Below are 20289 nucleotides of genomic sequence, written 5' to 3'. Positions count from 1 at the left end.
TGGAACCTCTTTTCTTTATCTTCAAAATTAAATGGTAGAAGGATCTAAATCAACGGTAAGTTGAATACCCTTTTTAATCCATTCTGTACGATATATCCGAATCAATTGTTGTAATGTCTCAATTAAATTCGGTTCTTTTTTATATTTTATCAAACATTGATAGCGATATCGATTTTGCACTCGACTTATAGATGCAGCAGTAGGGCCTATTAAACCTACTTGAGTGGATAATTTCAATTTTAACCAATCCATCACTTTACCTGCATACTCTGCAGCCATCATAACATCTTCATGTGTTACTTGGATTAGTACAACATAAAAGTATGGTGGGTAAGCAAACTTATGTCGCATTGCCATTTCTTGTTCATAGAACGGTTCATAATGCTGCTCTTTTGACAATTGAATCGCATAGTGCTCTGGACTATACGTTTGAATAATCACTTCACCAGGTAAATCATGTCTTCCAGCACGTCCACTAACTTGAGTTAACAATTGGAAAGTACGTTCTGCAGCACGAAAGTCTGGAAGGTTTAAGGACGTATCTGCACTTAAAACCCCTACTAATGTGATTTTAGGAAAATCTAGACCTTTCGCAATCATTTGCGTTCCTAGTAGAATATCCGCCTTACCAGCGCCAAAATCATCCAAAATTCGTTCATGTGCACCCTTTTGCCTTGTTGTATCAACGTCCATTCTTAACACTCTTGCTTCAGGGAACACTTTATGAATTTCAGCTTCAATTTTTTGAGTACCCGTCCCAAAAAAGCGAATATGCTCACTGTGACACTCTGGACATTCTGTTGGAACATGTTGTTCATAACCACAATAATGACATTTTAAAGTTTCAGTTGAACGGTGATATGTCATAGAGATATCACAGTTCTTACATTGTACAACAGTTCCGCAATCGCGACATAAAACAAAAGAAGAATAGCCACGTCGGTTTAAAAATAATACCATTTGCTCCTTTCGAGCAAGTCTTTCTTGAATCGCTTCCGTTAAAGAGGTAGAAAACATCGAACGATTCCCACTATGAAGTTCTTCTCGCATATCTACTACCTGTACACTAGGAAGAGATTGTTTTTTAGCTCTCTCTGATAAAGTGAGCAAAGTGTAAACATTTTTCTTAGCCCTTGCAAAAGACTCAAGTGAAGGTGTAGCACTGCCTAAAATTACAGGACAATGATGAAAATGGCTGCGCCAAATTGCAACATCTCTAGCGTGGTAGCGAGGTGTATCTTCTTGTTTATAAGTAGATTCATGTTCTTCATCTAAAATAATAAGCCCTAGATTAGTAAAAGGAGCAAAAATAGCGGATCGAGCCCCTACTGCTACTTTTACTTCCCCACGGCCGATTTTTCGCCATTCATCATACTTTTCACCCTTAGATAACCCACTATGCATAACTGCTACTAAATCCCCGAAACGGGCTCGAAATCGTTCAGTCATTTGGGGAGTCAATGAAATCTCAGGTACTAGAACGATTGCCTCTTGCCCCTGATTAATAGCCTCTTGAATGGCTTGCAGATATACCTCTGTTTTACCACTACCAGTGATACCGTGTAATAAGAAGGTAGTTGCGGCTTTTTCTTTCATAGATTGCAGGATTTGCGTTAATGCTTCAGTTTGCTCGCCGGTCAATTCAAGTGCTTTCGATTTGTGTGCATCTTTTGCAAATGGATTGCGGTATACTTCCTCTTTGAAATAGCTAGCTGCTCCTTTTTCAATGACTCCATTTAATACGGCCGATGTAATATTTAACATTTCACAAAGCTCATGAGGGATAAACTCCTCACCTGCATGCTCTACCATCCATTCTGCAACTTGCACTTGTTTCTTTGCGCGTGTAGGGATGGATGTAGCAATTTCTTGCAATTTAAACACATCGTCCAATACTTTCACTTTGCGAACAGCTTTTACTTTTCCTTGCTGTTTTACAACTGTTTTCTGTTCAACGAATCCCTGCTTCATACAATATTTAAGGAGTTTTAAAAGATTAGCTGCTTCAACTTTTTTATAAGGAATCATTTCTTTTTGACCAAACAATGACTGCAATTCGTCAGGTAAATTGGTCAGTTCAGTCGTTAGCTTAATCGTTTTCTCATACTTTGCCCGTAATGCAGAAGGTAGCATCACTTGTAAGGCATCTATTTCATAGCATAGAGTATGCACTGTCATCCATTTAGCGAGTTCAAGCATCTCTTCAGTTAGTACTGGTTCTATATCTAATAATTGTGTAATGGCTTTTAGTTTATTGTCAGGCACATCAGTTTGGTCTTTCAATGATATGATAAATCCAAGCACATTTCTCGGACCAAAAGGCACTTTAACACGACAACCAACTTCTACAAGTTCCTCAAGTTCAGCAGGAACTAAATAGTCAAACGGCCTGTCCACAGGATAAGCAGAAACATCAACAATAATTTGCGCAATCATTGTGATATACCTTCTCTTTTTAGGATAGTCAAAAATAACTCAGTAGCAAGTTGTTCCTTAGGCATTGATGCATAGCTTTTTTGGAAATCTTCTTTTCCAACTATTGTAACTGTATTGGAATCTGTTCCAAAGCCGCGATCTAATTTAGAAACATCATTTGCAATAATATAGTCCGCATTTTTTTTGATTAGTTTTCCTTTTGCATATTCTAATACATTATTCGTCTCCGCAGCGAAGCCGATAAGTAACTGATGTTGTTTCCGTTCACCTAAAGTTAGTAAAATATCAGTTGTTCTTTCAAGTTCAATACTTGTATCGCCAGCTTGCTTCTTCATTTTCTGAGGTAGATTCGTTTTAGGACGATAATCTGCAACTGCTGCCGCTTTTACAACAATATCTGAACCATCATATTCTCTTAAAATAGCTTGTAACATTTCTTCAGCGCTTTCTACAGAAATGAGTTTGACACCTACTGGAGGAGTAATATCAACAGGTCCTGAAACAAGTATCGTTTCTGCACCTAACTTCTGTGCTGCTGCAGCCATTGCATACCCCATTTTTCCAGAAGAAAAGTTTGTTAAATATCGTACTGGATCTATTCTTTCTCTAGTTGGGCCAGCAGAAACAACCACTTTTTTTCCTTTCAAAGGCAAGAATTTTGGTTTAAAAAATTGTTCTACTAAGGAAACAATTTTTTCTGGCTCTTCTAAACGACCCTTTCCAACATATCCACAAGCTAAAATCCCTTCAGCAGGCTCTATAAATTCATAGCCATCTTTCACTAAACGTTCAATATTTCGTATTACTGCCGGATGATCATACATATGTACATTCATCGCTGGAGCTATCCAAACTGTTGATGTTGTTGCAAGTAAAGTAGTTGTTACCATATCATCTGCAATACCATTAGCTAGTTTACCAATAATATTAGCTGTTGCTGGGGCAACGATGACAAGATCTGCCCAGTCTGCTAAATCAATATGTGCGATTACTCCTGAATCTTTCTCATCGAATGTATCTGTGTAAACATCATGTTTGGACATAACTTGAAAACTTAAAGGCGTTACAAAACGGGTTGCAGATTCTGTCATCATTACTTTCACATGTGCACCTGCTTGAGTAAGTTTACTAACTAGTGCAACTGCCTTATAAACTGCGATTCCACCTGATACACAAAGTAAAATGTTCTTATTTGCAATCATGTTTTTCTCCCTCTCGAAACAACACAAGCTCCCAAAGAAATAATTCTCTGGGAGCTACAGCGTTTTAGTTAATCAATTACACATCCGGCAAAATACACTAAGATTTTGTCAAATTGTTTTGACTAATATTCATCAAAATCCGTGTCAACTGCCAGAAGTCCAACCCTAATTAATAAATACGATTGAATAATGGTTAAACTTCATCTTCATAAACTTTATTTACATCTTGGTCTTCTATTGAAAGAACACCTGCAGCTACTTCTTCAAGGGCTTTCCCAACATTTTTGTCAGAAACATATGAAGATAAATGTTCTGAACTACCTTCTTGCATAGCACGAGCTCTTTTAGAAGCAAGGCTTACTAGTGAATATTTTGAATCGATTTTAGTTTTTAAAACGTCAACAGATGGAAATAGCATCTATTATTCTCCTCTCAACATAGCTAAATATTGTTTTTCTACACGTTCACGTCTACAATGTTCTGCAAGAACAATCGCATTTACTCGTTCACATGCTAATTGTACTTCATCGTTTTCCACGACATAATCGTACAAATTCATCATTTCTAATTCTTTGTTCGCAGCAGCTATACGTGTTGCAATTACTTCTTCAGTTTCAGTCCCACGGCCTATCAAACGTTGTTGCAATTCAGAAAGACTTGGTGGTGCTAGGAAAATGAATAAACCGTCTGGTACTTTTTCACGAATTTGTGCTGCACCTTGAACTTCAATTTCAAGGAATACATCACGTCCCGCATCCAAAGTAGCATTTACATAGTCAATAGGTGTTCCATAATAATTTCCTACGTATTCAGCATACTCAAGTAATTTACCTTGATCGATTAGCGTTTCAAATTCTTCTCTACTTTTAAAGAAGTAATCCACGCCATCAACTTCTCCCTCACGTGGTTTACGCGTGGTCATAGAAATAGAATATTCATAATTGGTATCTGGTTGTGAAAATAACTCTTTTCTCACTGTTCCTTTGCCGACTCCCGACGGACCAGATAAAACAATTAACAATCCACGTTCTCTTCTCATTATCTCTCCCTCATCGTTCCAAAAAGTTAATCATACAATAATTATTGCTATTATTCAATATTTTGAACTTGTTCTCTCATTTTTTCTATTATTGCTTTGGCTTGTACAACAGCATTTGCTGCATCAACTGACTGGTTTTTTGAACCAATCGTATTAATCTCGCGATGTATTTCTTGCATTAAAAAGTCAAGTTTACGACCAATGGAAGTATCCTCTTGCAATGTTTCATCTAATTGTTTTAAATGACTTGCTAAACGATCTAATTCTTCTGCTATATCCGCTTTTTCAGCAAAAATAGCGACCTCTGTTAAAAGACGGTCTTCTAAATAATCTGCTTGACTAATTTCCTTTATACGCTCTATAAGTTTATCACGATATTTCTCCACAGCTTGTTGAGAAACTTCTTTTATAATAACAATTTGCTCTTTTAAAGCTTTTTTGAAACCTAAAATAGTTTCTAATAATTCCTGACCTTCTCTTTGTCGCATTTGAATAAGAACTTGAGCCGCTTCTTCGACAGCTACTTCCACAGCATTTAAAATTTCTTCTTTTGAAACTTGTTTCATTTCTAAAATCAATGCTTGATCAAGTTGTAAAATTTCAGACATAGACCATTTTTCATCTAGTGGAACTTGTTTTCTTAACTCATCTCTTGCTTCTTTATAAGTATTAACCAAATTCCAATTGATTTTCACAGTTTGTCCAAGTGGCTCTAATTCTTTCACGTAGACGGATACATCTAACTTTCCCCTCGAAACTTTTGTAGAGAGTACTTTTTTTGCAAATACTTCCGCTTCAGTCCATTCTTTTGGAAATCGTGTAGAAATTTCTAAAAAGCGATGATTTACCGAACGGATTTCTACGGTTAACTGCAATTGATCCGTTGTTGTGACACCCCTGCCAAATCCAGTCATACTTCGTACCAAGGTCAGTCACATCCTTCTTTGCATACTATCCATAAGTATATCATAAGATAAAGTTATTGTGCATAATCATAAATTGGTTTAGAAACATTCTGCATTTCGAATATGTAATAGACATATTTCTATGAAAAAATGTTAAGATAGAGCAAAACGCTTTGAAAGAGGAATTTACATATGGCATATGATGGCTTATTTACACTAGCAATGACAAAAGAATTGCAACAACTGGTCACAGGTCGTATAGCTAAAGTGCACCAACCAAATGCACAAGAAATTATTTTAACAATACGAGCTAATGGCGGTAATCATAAATTATTATTTTCAATCCATTCATCTTACGCACGTGTTCATTTGACAAGTCAAACTGTCGAAAACCCTGCCGAACCACCCATGTTTTGTATGTTGTTACGAAAACATATTGAAGGTGGTTTTATAGAATCGATTGAACAAATCGATGGAGACCGAATAATTGTTTTAACAATCACAAGCAAAAACGAAATTGGAGATCCAATTACAAGAGAACTCCATGCTGAAATAATGGGACGACATAGTAACCTTATTTTGGTTGAAAAAGAATCGAAAAAAATCGTAGATAGTTTAAAACATTTACCACCTGCTATGAATAGCTACCGAACTGTTCTTCCAGGTCAAAATTATGTTGCACCTCCAGCGCAAAATAAAGTGAATCCGGCAGCTGTATCTCCCAAAGAGTTACAAACATTCTTCTCTACTGAGAAAACAGCACAAGAAATTGTTCAACATTTCACCGGCTTTTCTCCACTGCATGCCAATGAATTTTTATATCGTGTGAAAAACGGTGAAAAAACTGCGGTGGAACTTTTCCCTTCCTTTATACAAGAGTTTTCAAATGGTGGTAATTTACCAACTTTTGTGGAAGTGAACGGAAAAACACAATTTTCTCCTATAGAACTTACTCATTTAGAAGGCAAACCAACTACATATCCTTCTTTAAGCACATTACTCGATCGTGTGTTTTTTGCTAGAGCTGAACGTGACCGCGTGAAACAACAAGCCGGGGATCTTGAAAGATGGTTGCAAAATGAAATTAGTAAGTTACGCTTAAAACTAAAAAAACTTCAAAAGGATTTAAATCATGCCTCAAAATTAGACCAATATCAATTATTTGGTGAGTTATTGATGGCCAATCTCTATAACTTTGAAAAAGGACAAAAAGAAGTTACTGTTGCCAATTATTACGATGAGAATGGTGCAGAAGTGAAAATCCCTTTAAGTGAACGAAAAACACCAATTGAAAATGCACAAAGTTATTACACAAAATATAACAAGGCAAAAAATGCATTAATTATGGTGCAACAACAAATTGATAAGACAAATGAAGATTTAGCTTATTTTGAAATGCTTTCACAACAAGTTCAACAAGCAGCTCCACATGATATTGAAGAAATTCGAGAAGAATTAGCAGAACAAGGTTTTATGAAGCTACGTGCTTCTAGACGACGTAAAAAACCGACAAAACCTTCTCCTGAAGAATTTATATCTTCAACTGGAATTCAAATTTCAGTAGGTAAAAACAATAAGCAAAATGATTATCTAACGTTCAAATTAGCAAGAAAATATGAGATTTGGATGCATACAAAAGATATTCCAGGCTCTCATGTCGTCATTCATAGTGCAGAGCCAGATGAACAAACTATAAGAGAAGCTGCTACTTTATCAGCTTATTTCAGTAAAGCGCGTGATTCCTCATCGGTACCGGTCGATTATACTGAAGTTCGTCAAGTGAAAAAGCCTAATGGTGCAAAACCAGGTTTCGTTATTTATTTTGAACAAAAAACAATTTATGTAACTCCTGATGAAGAATTAGTGATGACATTGAAACAAGATTAATATGTAAAATAACAAAGAGGTCGACAGCATAACAAAGGTCGACCTCTTTTAAAAATTTGATTATAAATTATCGGCAAAAAATACTAATCGATTACCACTTGGATCGTTAACAGCAAAATACGTTTCTAAATCTTGCATTTGGATAAACTGTTTTACATGATTTTTCATCTTATAATATGCAGCTTTTGATGGTAATTGAAATTGCACTTCTTGTAAGCCACTGTGTATAGCAATAGGATGTGCAATATTAGTACCAGACCAAGTATTTCCGGCAATATGATGATGATAACCACCTGCTGATACGAAAAATGCATCATCTAAAACAAGCTGAGATTCAAACCCTAATACTTGATTGTAAAATGACAACGTTTCTTTTAAGTTATCTACTCGCAAATGTACATGTCCAACCGTTGTACCTTGTGGTAATTTACCATCGCTTTCAAATTGAGCAATTTTTGCAAGCTCTTTAAAATTTAACGGATTACTCCCTTGAGGGTGCTGATTCCACTCTTCTTTTGGTCGATCAGCGTAAATTTCAATGCCATTACCTTCCACATCCGATAAATAGAATGCTTCACTATAACCGTGATCACTTGCACTATCTAATTTAGCAATTGGAATGATACGTTCGAAATGAGGAAAACGGGTTTCTTGTTCTTGAGGACTATCTACTGTTTGTTTATTTCTCAAAATTTCGAAGAACTTTGTTGCAAATGCCTCTCTACTTGGTACTAGAAAGGCGATGTGAAATAACCCTGTACTTTTTGCGGGTTGCAACTTTTCAGCTGTTTTCCGCAATTCTAAAAGCACCTTTGAATCCCCTTTTACGCCTAAGTATGCATAACTTTCAGTACTACTAAGTAACTCTAAACCTACGACTTGTTCATAGAAAGCTATCTGTCTTGCTAAATCAATCACTTTAAGTACAACTCTTTTAATATTTGTTTGTGGATTAATAGTATACTGAGGTAAAAATTCTTCTAATTGTTCAGCCATTTTCAAACCCTTTCTAAAACCATAGTTTTTTGATAGGTTTTCTTTATTTTAATGTAGTTTGAACAATATGACAAATAAAAAGATTTGTCCGTGGGTAAAATATTGGACGTTTATTGTTAATAAATTGGTTTAAGCGAGAAAGCTCCTATCTCTTGGACAATCTTCTAAGAAATAAGAGCATCTCGCTTTTTATAAACAGCATTATTTTAAATCACTTTATAATTTTCCAGCTTTTAAATCTTTATGCCATTGGAGTAATGCGGGGATATCATTTTCTTGTATTGCACCTGTTTCTTTAGCAGCATCTACAAGTGCTTCAAAATTTGATAAGCTTTTATATGGGACACCTGCTTCATCAAAGTTTTGTTGTGCACGAGGTAGCATATAAGAATAAACAGAAACTACACCTAATACTTCTGCTCCTTCACGACGAAGTGCTTCGACAGCAGTAATACTTGAACCACCTGTTGAAATAATATCTTCGACAACCACTACTTTTTGTCCCTTATGTAATCTACCTTCTGTTTGGTTGCCTCGACCATGATCTTTTGGTTTTGAACGTACATAGACCATAGGTAAATCTAGAATATCGCTAACCCATGCCGCATGAGGAATTCCTGCTGTCGCAGTTCCAGCAACAACTTCAGTTTCAGGAAAGTTTTCTTTGATCAACTCAGCAAGACCATTTGCGATTGTTTTTCGTACTTTTGGATAAGAGATTGTAAGTCGAGTATCACAATAGATTGGTGATTTTATACCTGAAGCCCACGTAAAAAGCTCTGTTGGATTTAACTCAACTGCTCCTACCTCTAACATACCTTGTGCTACATCTTTTTGAATTGTCATTTTATTGTCCTCCCCATGTTGATTGTACGATATGATAGGCTTCCACCACATCATTAGCTTGTGTGATCGCACGACCTACTACGATGTGTGTAGAACCATTTTCTTTTGCAAACGATGGTGTTGCAACACGTTTTTGATCATGTAATGCACCACCAGATAAACGAATGCCAGGTGTTACTTTAAGAAATTCTTTACCACAAACTTTTTCGATAGCTTTTGCCTCTAAAACAGAGCAGACAACACCATCTAGCCCGGATTCCTTTGCTAACTTTGCATAATTTAGAACAGATTCTTCCAATGTAGTTGTGATTTTTTGCTCGCGATGCATTTGCTCCTCACTTGTTGAAGTAAGTTGCGTCACTGCTATTAAGGCTGGGCGTTTTCCCCCTACCGGCGTTCCTTCTTGCAAACCTTCTAATGCCGCTTTCATCATTTCGCTACCTCCAGCAGCATGAACATTAACCACATCTACACCAAGCTTCGCCAAACCTCTCATTGCAGATTTAACAGTATTGGGTATGTCGTGAAGTTTTAAATCAAGAAAAACTTCATGACCTTGCGCTTTTATCTTTTTAATGATGGATGGGCCTTCTTGTAAATAAAGTTCTAGTCCTACTTTCACAAATAATGATTCTTGAAATTGAGATAGAAATTGAAAGACTTTCTCTTCAGACGGAAAATCTAAAGCAATTATCGGCTTATCTGTCATCTATCGATAGCTCCTTCCAACAAGATCTGATATTTTTTCACAGTTTAGTTCATCTAACTTTTGAGGTAACTCGTCGATGATATTCGGGCATACAAAAGGATCCACAAAGTTTGCAGTACCAACAGCAACAGCACTTGCCCCCGCAGATAAGAAATCAATGACATCTTCAGCATTTGTTATACCACCCATACCAATGATTGGAATATTCACTTGTTGACTTACATCATATACCATTCTAATAGCTACTGGTTTAACAGCTGGACCTGATAATCCACCAGTACCATTTGCAATAATAGGCTTTCCTGTTTTTGGATGTAGTCTCATACCGATTAATGTATTAATCATGGTAATACCATCTGCGCCACCAGCTTCAACTGCCTTTGCAATTTCTACTATATTTGTAACATTCGGAGATAACTTCACATATACAGGAACTTTGGATACAGCTTTAACGGCTGCTGTTAGTTCACTTGCTGTTTTAGGATCTGTACCAAATTGAATCCCACCACATTTGACATTCGGACAAGAAATATTTAACTCCAATGCTTTGACATTTGGTGCAGTTGAGATTTTTTCAGCTACAGCTACATAATCAGTTGTATCAGTTCCAGCGACATTTGCGATAATCGGGACATCATATTGTTCAAGCCAAGGCAATTCATATTCCATTACATGTGCCAACCCTGGATTCTGCAGCCCAATCGCATTTAACATTCCAGAAGATGTCTCAGCTACACGAGGTGTTGGATTTCCTTTACGAATCTCCAACGTTGTTGCTTTAATCATAATTGCTCCAAGTTTCGATAAATCATATAATTTTGCATACTCTTGACCAAAGCCAAAACACCCAGATGCAGGTATAATTGGATTTTTCAATGATAATCCTGGCAACTCAACTTGTAATCGATTCATAATGCAACCACCCCTCTCGGAAAGACAGGACCATCTGAACAAACTTTCAAATAGTCATTTTCAACTGCATCAGTTGTTTTACAAACGCATGCATAGCAAGCACCTAGACCGCAGCCCATTCTTTCTTCAAAAGATAGAAAGCCTTTTTTATCAGGATATGTTTGCTCCAAAGCCTTTAACATTGGTAGTGGACCACAACTATAAAAAACATCAAACTCTGGGTTCAGTTGAGCTAATAAATTCGTTACAAAACCTTTTGTGCCGTAGCTTCCATCTGCTGTTACAATGTAAGTCTCACCAAGTTCACTAAATTGTTTTTCATAAAAAACATTATTAATCGATTGGAACCCTAGTACATGGATTGTACGAACACCCTTAGCATTTAGTTGTTTAGATAACTCATACAATGGCGGTACACCGATCCCCCCACCAACTAACAAGGCTGTCTCTCCTGTATTTGCCTCTTCTACAGGAAAACCATTTCCTAATGGACCAAGTATATCTACTTCGTCTCCTGGTTGTTTTAATGATAATAATTTAGTACCTCTACCACCAGCACGATACAACATAGTAAATTCCATATGTTCTGGGTCAATTGAACAAATGCTAATTGGTCTTCTTAATAATGGTTCGAAACTATCAGAGACACGGATATGTACAAATTGTCCAGGTTGTTTCATTTCAAGGGAAAGCTGACCAATTAAGGTCAGCTCAAAAATATCATCTGCTATTTGTTTATGACGTACGACTTTCATTCTCTCTTGTTTAATCATGCATGCACCTCTAATTCTGCCTTTGGCATAGCACTAGCTGTAAATGTCATGGATTCAATAACTCTTAAAATAGCATCTGCTGTATCAAGAGAAGTAAGACAAGCAACACCATTTTCTACGGACTCACGACGAATTCTAAAACCATCACGAGCTGGTTGTTTGCCTTTTGTTAGTGTATTAATAACTAATTGAGCATTACCATTTTGTATTACATCTAGTAATGTCGGGCCATTTGAGCCTATTTTATCAACAATCGTTGACTTAATACCGGCTTGTTTTAAAGATTCTGCTGTTCCAGGTGTTGCTAAAATGGAATAACCGATTTCTACAAAACGTTTTGCGAGTGTAATAGCTTCAGCTTTGTCTTTATCTGCAACGGTCATAAGCACTGCACCATGATCTTCAATTTTCATACCTGCTGCTACAAAACCTTTATACAATGCCTTTTCTAATGTGCTATCCTTACCCATTACTTCACCTGTGGACTTCATCTCAGGTCCTAAAGTTGTATCTACACGACGCAATTTTGCAAAACTAAATACCGGTACTTTTACAAAAACTCCTTTTTTAACTGGCGCTAATCCTGTTGGATAGCCTTGTTGTGGAATTGTATGGCCCAATATAGCTTTGGTTGCTACATTCGCCATAGGAATATTGGTAATCTTACTTAAAAATGGTACTGTACGTGATGCACGTGGATTTACTTCAATTACATAGACAACATCTTGAGAAATGACATATTGAATATTCATAAGTCCAATAATTCCTAATCCTTTTGCCAATCGAGTTGTATAGTCTACTAATGTATCTATATGTTTTTGTGATAAGTTTTGTGGCGGATATACTGCGATTGAGTCACCTGAGTGTACACCTGCACGTTCGATATGTTCCATAATTCCTGGAATTAACACATTTTCGCCATCACAAATTGCATCTACTTCAATTTCTTTTCCTGTTAAATAACGGTCTATTAATACCGGATGTTCTGGTGATGCTTCTACGGCATTTTCCATATAGTGTTTTAATTCATCTGTATTATAGACGATTTCCATTGCACGGCCACCTAGTACATAGGAAGGTCGAACTAAAACCGGATAGCCGATCCCTTCTGCAATTGCAATCGCTTCAGGTGTGTTAGTTGCTGTTTTACCTAGAGGTTGTGGAATACCTAGTTCGTGTAGTGCTTCTTCAAAGCGGTCACGCGATTCAGCTCTATCGATTGAATCAAGTGAAGTCCCTAGAATTTTCACACCACGTGCTTCTAATTTGTCTGCTAGGTTAATCGCTGTTTGACCACCAAATTGAACAACTACCCCTTTTGGTTGTTCTAAATCGATAATATGCATAACATCCTCAATAGTTAGTGGTTCGAAATAAAGCTTATCTGAAATCGAGAAGTCAGTGGATACTGTTTCTGGATTTGAGTTAATAATGATAGCTTCATATCCAGCTTCTTGTATAGCCCATACTGAATGTACCGTTGCATAGTCAAACTCAACCCCTTGACCAATGCGGATTGGGCCTGAACCTAAAACAATTACAGATTCTCGTTCTGAACGGATGGATTCATTTTCATCTTCATATGTTCCATAGAAGTATGGTGTTTCAGACTCAAATTCTGCTGCACATGTATCAACCATTTTGTAAACAGGTATGATGCCATGTTCTTTACGGAAATCATATACTTTGTTTGCTTGTGTATTCCAAAGTTTCGCGATTGTTTCATCTGCAAAGCCTAATTTTTTCGCTTTACGACATACATCTGGATTATTCGGATTCTCTTTTAAAACAGTTTCATAATCAATGATATTTTTAAATTTATCTAAGAAGAATAAATCGATTTGGCTCCATTCATGAATAGTTTCGATTGTGACACCTCTACGTATTGCTTCAGCAAGGAAAAATAGACGTTCATCTCCTGCCTTTTTAACACGTTTTTTAATCCATTCATCGGTTAAGTCTTCTGCATGTTTCATCTCGATATGTTTATGGCCTGTTTCAAGTGAACGTACTGCTTTAAGAATGGCCTCTTCAAAGTTACGGCCAATTGCCATTACTTCACCTGTTGCTTTCATTTGAGTACCTAAGTTTCGCTTTGCAGTTTCAAATTTATCAAATGGCCAACGAGGGATTTTTGCTACGATATAGTCTAAAGCTGGCTCGAAGCACGCATATGTTTTTCCAGTTACAGGGTTAATCATTTCATCTAGCGTTAAGCCAACAGCAATTTTTGCTGCAAGTTTGGCAATTGGGTATCCTGTTGCTTTTGATGCAAGTGCGGATGAACGGGATACACGAGGATTTACCTCGATAATATAGTAATTAAAGCTATTCGGATCAAGGGCTAATTGAACGTTACATCCACCTTCAATACCCAAAGCTCGAATTATTTTCAATGAGACATTTCGTAGCATGTGATATTCACGATCTGATAATGTTTGAGATGGCGCTACAACTATTGAATCACCTGTATGGATACCAACCGGGTCCACATTTTCCATGTTACATACTACAATTGCATTGTCTTTAGAATCACGCATTACTTCATATTCAATTTCTTTAAAACCAGCAATTGATCTTTCCAATAAACATTGAGTAACTGGTGAGTAGTTTAATCCTGAAGTAACAATTTCATGAAGATCTTGTTCGTTATAACAAATACCACCACCAGTACCGCCAAGCGTAAACGCTGGTCGAACGATGACTGGATAGCCGATTCTCTCAACAAACGCTTCGGCTTCTTCAAGGTTATGAATGATATCAGACTCAGGTGTCGGAACACCTAATTCATACATTAAATTTCGGAATAAATCACGGTCCTCAGCTTGGTTGATCGCATCTAATTTTGTCCCTAAAATTTCAATTCCTAGCTCATCTAAAATCCCTGAATTATGGAGCTCAATTGCCATATTTAAACCTGTTTGCCCCCCTAGTGTAGGTAGGATTGCATCAGGACGTTCCTTACGTAAAATTCTAGAAACAAATTCAAGTGAGATTGGTTCTATGTATACTTTATCTGCAATCTCAGTATCTGTCATAATAGTAGCTGGATTTGAGTTTATAAGAATAACTCGGTAACCTTCCTCTTTAAGAGATAGGCAGGCTTGTGTACCTGCATAGTCGAATTCTGCAGCTTGACCAATGACAATAGGGCCAGAACCGATTACTAAAATGGATTTAATATCTTGGCGTTTAGGCATGTTGTTTTTGCTCCTCTCTAGTATTGTTATTCATTAACTCTATGAACTCATCAAATAAGTGGTTAGGATCTTCTGGTCCAGGTGAAGCTTCAGGGTGATATTGTACAGTGAATACAGGATATTTTTTATGTCGTAATCCTTCACATGTTCCATCATTTAAAGCGATATGTGTCACTTCCAAATCCGTTCCTTCAAGTGAATCACTATCAATTGCGAAGCCATGGTTTTGAGAAGTTAACTCTGTACGACCAGTACGAAGATCCTTTACAGGATGGTTTGCCCCTCTATGACCAAATTTCAACTTAAATGTCTTAGCGCCACATGCAAGTCCGAACAGCTGTTGACCAAGGCAAATCCCGAAGATTGGCACTTTTCCGATTAGTTCTTTTACAGTTTCTATTGCTTCAGGAACATCTTGTGGATTTCCTGGGCCATTCGATAGCATAATACCATCAGGATGATATGCTAAAACTTCTTTTGCAGTTGTGTTGTACGGTACTACAATAACATCACAATCACGTTTGTTTAGCTCACGGAGAATTCCGTGTTTCATCCCAAAGTCCATCAATACAACACGTTTTCCACGTCCAGGGGAAGGATATGCGCTTTTAGTAGAAACTTGTGCAACTTGATCTGTTGGTAATGTTGTATGACGAAGTTGTTCCACTACTTCATCTATATTCACTTCTTCCCCAGCCGCTGAAAGATAACCTTTTACAGAACCTTCGTTACGTATTAAACGAGTTAATTTTCTTGTGTCTACACCTTCAATTCCTGGAATATCCTTCATTTTGAAATAGTCATCTAATGTTCCTGCATTACGGAAATTCGATGGAGCTTTTGCCAATTCATGTACGACAAATCCCTTAATTGCTGGTGAAATGGTTTCAAAGTCATCTCGGTTAACGCCATAATTTCCGATTAAAGGATATGTCATTGTAACAATCTGCCCGCAAAATGAGGGGTCAGAAAGCGTTTCTTGATAACCTGTCATCCCTGTAGTAAATACGACTTCGCCTTGTGATCCTTTTTCGCTACCGAAAGCCTGCCCTTCAAATACTTCGCCTGTTTCTAAAATGAGTTTTCTTGTTGTCATTGTGCATCCTCCCATACAATATTTCCTTTTGAAATTGTTAAGACTGGAAAACCTTTTGCCTTCCACCCATTAAAAGGTGTGTTTCTTCCTTTTGAGGCAAATTCTTCTGCATTTACGACTTTCTCTTCTTTCAAATCTAATAGAACTAAATCTGCTGATGCTCCAACTTCAATTTTCCCATATGGTAAATTGAAAAGTTTAGCTGGTTTAATAGACATCCAATCAATTAATTGCTTAAGAGTCCATTTTCCAGTTTCAACAAATTGTGTATATAAAAGCGGGAAAGCTGTTTCAAATCCAACGATTCCAAATGGTGCACCTACCATTCCGCAGCATTTTTCTTCCTGTGTATGAGGTGCATGGTCTGTCGCAATACAATCTATAGTACCGTCAAGTAATCCTTCATGTAGCGCTTGCCAATCGTCATTTGCTCGGAGTGGTGGATTCATCTTCCAATTTGCATCATCAGATGGAATATCCATCTCTTCTAATAACAAATGATGCGGACAGACTTCAGCGGTCACATTGATACCAGCTGCTTTTGCGTCCCGTACCACTCGTACGGATTCTTTTGTTGAAACATGACACACATGATAATGAGCTCCTGCCGCTTCTGCTAAGAGCACATCACGTGCAATTTGAACAGATTCACAAATAGAAGGAATTCCAGGTAGATTCAATTCCTTGTTACGTTTTCCTTCATGCATAACACCGTTATAAATTAGCGAGTTATCTTCACAGTGAGCAACAACTGTCATACCAATTTTTGCAGCATCTTTCATTTGTTCATACATAGTTGCCGCTTCTTGAACACCTACACCATCATCTGAAAAGGCGACAGCACCATGTTCTTTTAAAGCTCTTAAATCTGTTCGAGCATCACCTGATTGTGCTACTGTAAGTGAGCCATATGGAAGTACTCGAACAATCGCACTTTTTTCTATTAAACCATTGATCATATCCAAGTTTTCTATAGAATCAGGTACTGGTTTTGTATTTGGCATTGCACAAATTGTAGTAAATCCACCCTTTGCAGCTGACATAGTGCCTGTTGCAATTGTTTCTTTGTGTTCAAAACCTGGTTCACGTAAATGGACGTGAACATCTACGAACCCCGGCGCAATCACATGACCTTTTCCATCAATTGTTTCATCAGCATTTCGCTCTAAATGCTCACCGATTGCAGCAATTTTACCATCCTCGATAAAAATTTCAGTGGCATTTAAATCTCCTTGCTCATCTAGCATCAGAACGTTCTTTAAAAGTTTTGTCATGGTTAGTTTCGTCCCTTCAAGATATTTTCGACAATTGCCATTCTTACAAAAACTCCATTTTCTATTTGCTTGAAAATCCGTGATCGCTCACATTCTACAAGTGATGAGTCAATCTCTACTCCACGGTTTACAGGTGCAGGATGCATAATAATTGCCCCATCTTTCATTCGTTTCTCTCTTTCCTTTGTCAAGCCATATCTTTTATGGTAACTTTCATCGGAATATCCCTCAAATGCAGCATCTCGTTCGTGTTGTACACGCAACAGCATAATTACATCACTAGTTTCAAGTAAGTCATCCCAATCATGATGGGCTTCAAATTCCGCTTGCCATTGGGGAGGACAAACAATATTGACGTTCGCACCTAGACGACGAAGGGCAATAATATTCGACTTTGCTACTCTACTATGAGACACATCACCTGCTATTGTAATATTTAAGCCTTCAAATTTACCAAACTCTTTGAAAATTGTGTATAAATCTAGCAGAGATTGAGAAGGATGTTGGCCTGCCCCATCTCCTGCATTAATAATCGATACGTTAATACCCTCTAATAATTCTTCATAATAGGCATCCTTTTTATGACGAATAACTACTGCATCCATTCCAATCGACTCTAACGTTTTCACTGTATCGTACAATGTTTCGCCTTTTAAAGTACTTGAAAATCCTGCTTCAAAAGGAATGACGGTTGCACCAATTCGGCGTTCGGCAGTTTCAAAACTTGTTTTTGTTCTTGTACTTGGCTCAAAGAATAGATTTGCTACTAAGTAGTCTCGTTCTAGTTGTGATTTTGATCCTGCTTCAAACTCTGCAGCGCGTTTTAGAATCGCTTCGATTTCTTCGTTAGATACACTTTCCATTGACAGTAAATTTTTCATCATGTGCCTCCTAATATTTATGTAAATAAAAGCCTCCTTGGAATATCAAGGAGGCTCAGGAAGGATATGACATGATAGACTATTACTTTTCACCTATCGTATCAATTCACCCTTCTGTGCCTCTCTGGGCAACTTTTAAAAGGTTGTCTTATTTAATTTTTTTTATGTTTTTCTTGTTCTTCATCAGCTAGTAATTCTAAATCAGGTTGTGCTTTACCGGGTAAAATAAGGTTTAACACAACTCCTACGATGGCAGCTAATGCCATTCCTTGAATTGAGAATGTTTCAGAAAAGATGATCTTCGCACCACCAATACCTAGAATCAGGATTACGGAAGCTATGACTAAATTTCGTTTATCATCAAAATCGATTTTGTTTTCTACTAACATTCGTAAACCACTTGACGCAATTATACCGAATAGTAGGATAGAAACTCCACCAAGTACTGGTGTAGGAATTGTTCCTACTAGTGTCATTAACTTACCCGAAAAGGCTAAGATTATTGCACTTACTGCTGCACCGCCAATTACCCAAACACTGAATACGCGAGTCAAAACAAGTACACCGATATTTTCACCATAAGTCGTTTTTGGAGGTCCACCGATTAATGAGCTAATTAATGTTCCAAGACCGTCACCTAATAATGATCGGTTTAACCCAGGTTCTTTAATGAAGTTACGGCCAACTACTTTACCTAAAACCAACTGATGTCCAATATGCTCTGAAATCGTTACGATGACGATTGGAACCATTGCTAAAAGTAATGTTGATGTAATGTTGAAGTCGTAATCAATTCCAGGAATCAAGAAATCTGGTGCTTGAATCCATTTAGCCTCTATCACTTTGTTGAAGTTGATTAAGTGCGTTCCAAATACAGCATCTGAAATTAGAGATGCAATGTAACCCACAACCATCCCTATCAAAATTGGCATTGTACTAATAACACCCTTAAAGTAGTTGTTACAAATAATAGCTGCGATTAAAGTAATTAAAGCTACTGTAAAGTATGGCAGACTATAAACTGCATCTGGTGTGTTGGCATTTTCATACATTGCCATATTAACTGCAGTGACTGCTAAGCCTAAACCGATTACCATAATAACCGGTGCCACTACAATCGGTGGTAAGATTTTCATAATCCATTTATATCCTGTTTTCCAAATGAATAATGAAACGAGTCCGTATACTAAACCAACGGCCATTGCACCAATCATCGCACTTCCAGGTCCTCCTGCAGCAGATGCTACTTGGATAGGTGCAATAAATGCAAATGATGATCCTAAATAAGCTGGAACTTTAAACTTAGTTACCAATAAAAAAACTAAAGTAGCAATACCACTTGTTAGTAGTGCGATTGCAGGTGATAAATTTGTTAATGTTGGTACAAGAATTGTTGAACCGAACATCGCAAACATATGTTGTAAACTCAACGTAATTAGTTGCCCGGTTTTTGGCTTATCGTTGATATCTAAAACAGCTTTTGACATATCTATAATTCCTCCGTATTTAAAGCTTCATATCTATTCGTAAATGGCTACTAAATCTTGATCATCAACTTCTACCATACTTACGACAATTCGTTCATGGCTTGCTGTTGGAATATTCTTTCCTACAAAGTCTGCTCGTATTGGGAGTTCTCTGTGACCACGGTCTACTAAGACTGCAAGTTGGACTTGTGAAGGTCTACCGATATCCATTACAGCATCCATTGCTGCTCGTACCGTTCTACCAGTATAAAGAACATCATCAACTAAAATTACTTTTTGATTTGTTACATCATAAGTAATATCCACTTGTTGTACAAGAGCTTCTTCATTGATCGTTTTAACTGATAAATCATCTCGATACAAAGAAATGTCCAATTCACCTGAACGAATTTCTTTCTTTTCGATTGTATTTATTTTTTGGGCTAAACGTCTCGCAAGAAAGGCACCTCTTGTTTTAATCCCAACAAGAATACATTCATCAATTCCTTCGTTACGTTCAATAATTTCATGAGCAATTCGCGTTAATGCTCTGTTCATCGCTGCTTGGTCTAGAAGCTCGGCTTTTTTAGTCATATATTTTGCCTCCTTTCTTGGCTAAAAACAAAAAACTCTTGAGCTAAGAGCCCAAGAGGATATAGGTATACTT

At 37.2% G+C, this 20289-nt stretch carries 17 protein-coding genes; 1 reads left to right on the top strand and 16 read right to left on the bottom strand.

Translation table 11 applies throughout. The annotated features are described in order from the left end of the window. Positions 1-27: 27 nt before the first annotated feature. The 5 genes from priA to CW357_RS02090 form a co-directional block, all read right to left on the bottom strand. On the bottom strand, positions 28-2436 hold the full coding sequence (priA, locus tag CW357_RS02110; protein WP_124217226.1) for a primosomal protein N': 2409 nt from the start codon (positions 2434-2436) through the stop codon (positions 28-30). Beyond that, a complete protein-coding gene (coaBC, locus tag CW357_RS02105) occupies positions 2433-3638 on the bottom strand; it encodes a bifunctional phosphopantothenoylcysteine decarboxylase/phosphopantothenate--cysteine ligase CoaBC (RefSeq protein ID WP_124217225.1) in 1206 nt (401 codons plus the stop codon). The genes priA and coaBC overlap by 4 nt, the downstream gene beginning before the upstream one ends. Positions 3639-3831: 193 nt before the next feature. Continuing rightward, positions 3832-4056, bottom strand: coding sequence for a DNA-directed RNA polymerase subunit omega (gene rpoZ, locus CW357_RS02100; protein ID WP_119414234.1), 225 nt, complete (start codon positions 4054-4056; stop codon positions 3832-3834). A 3-nt stretch (positions 4057-4059) separates the two neighbouring features. Next, on the bottom strand, positions 4060-4677 hold the full coding sequence (gene gmk / locus CW357_RS02095; protein ID WP_119414233.1) for a guanylate kinase: 618 nt from the start codon (positions 4675-4677) through the stop codon (positions 4060-4062). Between the two features lie 50 nt (positions 4678-4727). Continuing rightward, positions 4728-5603, bottom strand: a complete 876-nt coding sequence (locus CW357_RS02090) for a YicC/YloC family endoribonuclease (protein WP_119414232.1) — start codon at positions 5601-5603, stop codon at positions 4728-4730. Between the two features lie 171 nt (positions 5604-5774). Between CW357_RS02090 and CW357_RS02085 the strand changes: the two genes are divergently transcribed. Further along, positions 5775-7469 carry an Rqc2 family fibronectin-binding protein gene (locus CW357_RS02085; RefSeq protein WP_124217224.1) on the top strand — a complete coding sequence of 565 codons (1695 nt, stop codon included), beginning with the start codon at positions 5775-5777 and terminating at the stop codon, positions 7467-7469. Between the two features lie 60 nt (positions 7470-7529). Here CW357_RS02085 and CW357_RS02080 read toward each other — a convergent pair whose 3' ends face one another. The 11 genes from CW357_RS02080 to pyrR all read right to left on the bottom strand — a co-directional run bounded on the left by CW357_RS02080 (position 7530) and on the right by pyrR (position 20216). After that, a complete protein-coding gene (locus tag CW357_RS02080) occupies positions 7530-8465 on the bottom strand; it encodes a VOC family protein (RefSeq protein ID WP_124217223.1) in 936 nt (311 codons plus the stop codon). A gap of 216 nt (positions 8466-8681) precedes the next feature. Further along, positions 8682-9311 carry an orotate phosphoribosyltransferase gene (pyrE, locus tag CW357_RS02075; RefSeq protein ID WP_119414229.1) on the bottom strand — a complete coding sequence of 210 codons (630 nt, stop codon included), beginning with the start codon at positions 9309-9311 and terminating at the stop codon, positions 8682-8684. 1 nt (position 9312) lies between these two features. Continuing rightward, positions 9313-10020 carry an orotidine-5'-phosphate decarboxylase gene (pyrF, locus tag CW357_RS02070; protein ID WP_119414228.1) on the bottom strand — a complete coding sequence of 236 codons (708 nt, stop codon included), beginning with the start codon at positions 10018-10020 and terminating at the stop codon, positions 9313-9315. After that, positions 10021-10932 carry a dihydroorotate dehydrogenase gene (locus tag CW357_RS02065; RefSeq protein ID WP_124217222.1) on the bottom strand — a complete coding sequence of 304 codons (912 nt, stop codon included), beginning with the start codon at positions 10930-10932 and terminating at the stop codon, positions 10021-10023. Next, positions 10929-11705 carry a dihydroorotate dehydrogenase electron transfer subunit gene (locus CW357_RS02060; protein WP_124217221.1) on the bottom strand — a complete coding sequence of 259 codons (777 nt, stop codon included), beginning with the start codon at positions 11703-11705 and terminating at the stop codon, positions 10929-10931. Before CW357_RS02060 ends, CW357_RS02065 begins: the two co-directional genes overlap by 4 nt. Continuing rightward, positions 11702-14905, bottom strand: coding sequence for a carbamoyl-phosphate synthase large subunit (gene carB / locus CW357_RS02055; RefSeq protein WP_124217220.1), 3204 nt, complete (start codon positions 14903-14905; stop codon positions 11702-11704). The genes CW357_RS02060 and carB overlap by 4 nt, the downstream gene beginning before the upstream one ends. After that, on the bottom strand, positions 14898-16001 hold the full coding sequence (locus CW357_RS02050) for a carbamoyl phosphate synthase small subunit (RefSeq protein WP_119414224.1): 1104 nt from the start codon (positions 15999-16001) through the stop codon (positions 14898-14900). Before CW357_RS02050 ends, carB begins: the two co-directional genes overlap by 8 nt. Then, on the bottom strand, positions 15998-17275 hold the full coding sequence (locus CW357_RS02045; protein ID WP_124217219.1) for a dihydroorotase: 1278 nt from the start codon (positions 17273-17275) through the stop codon (positions 15998-16000). Before CW357_RS02045 ends, CW357_RS02050 begins: the two co-directional genes overlap by 4 nt. 2 nt (positions 17276-17277) lie before the next feature. Then, positions 17278-18156, bottom strand: a complete 879-nt coding sequence (locus CW357_RS02040; RefSeq protein ID WP_124217218.1) for an aspartate carbamoyltransferase catalytic subunit — start codon at positions 18154-18156, stop codon at positions 17278-17280. A gap of 152 nt (positions 18157-18308) precedes the next feature. Continuing rightward, positions 18309-19643, bottom strand: a complete 1335-nt coding sequence (locus tag CW357_RS02035; protein ID WP_119414221.1) for a uracil-xanthine permease family protein — start codon at positions 19641-19643, stop codon at positions 18309-18311. Between the two features lie 33 nt (positions 19644-19676). Beyond that, positions 19677-20216, bottom strand: coding sequence for a bifunctional pyr operon transcriptional regulator/uracil phosphoribosyltransferase PyrR (pyrR, locus tag CW357_RS02030; protein ID WP_119414220.1), 540 nt, complete (start codon positions 20214-20216; stop codon positions 19677-19679). Between the last annotated feature and the right edge of the window lie 73 nt (positions 20217-20289).

Origin of the sequence: Rummeliibacillus sp. TYF005, from assembly GCF_003844195.1 — a bacterium.
Classification (GTDB): Bacteria; Bacillota; Bacilli; order Bacillales_A; family Planococcaceae; genus Rummeliibacillus.
This window is presented reverse-complemented; position numbering and strand designations above follow the sequence as displayed.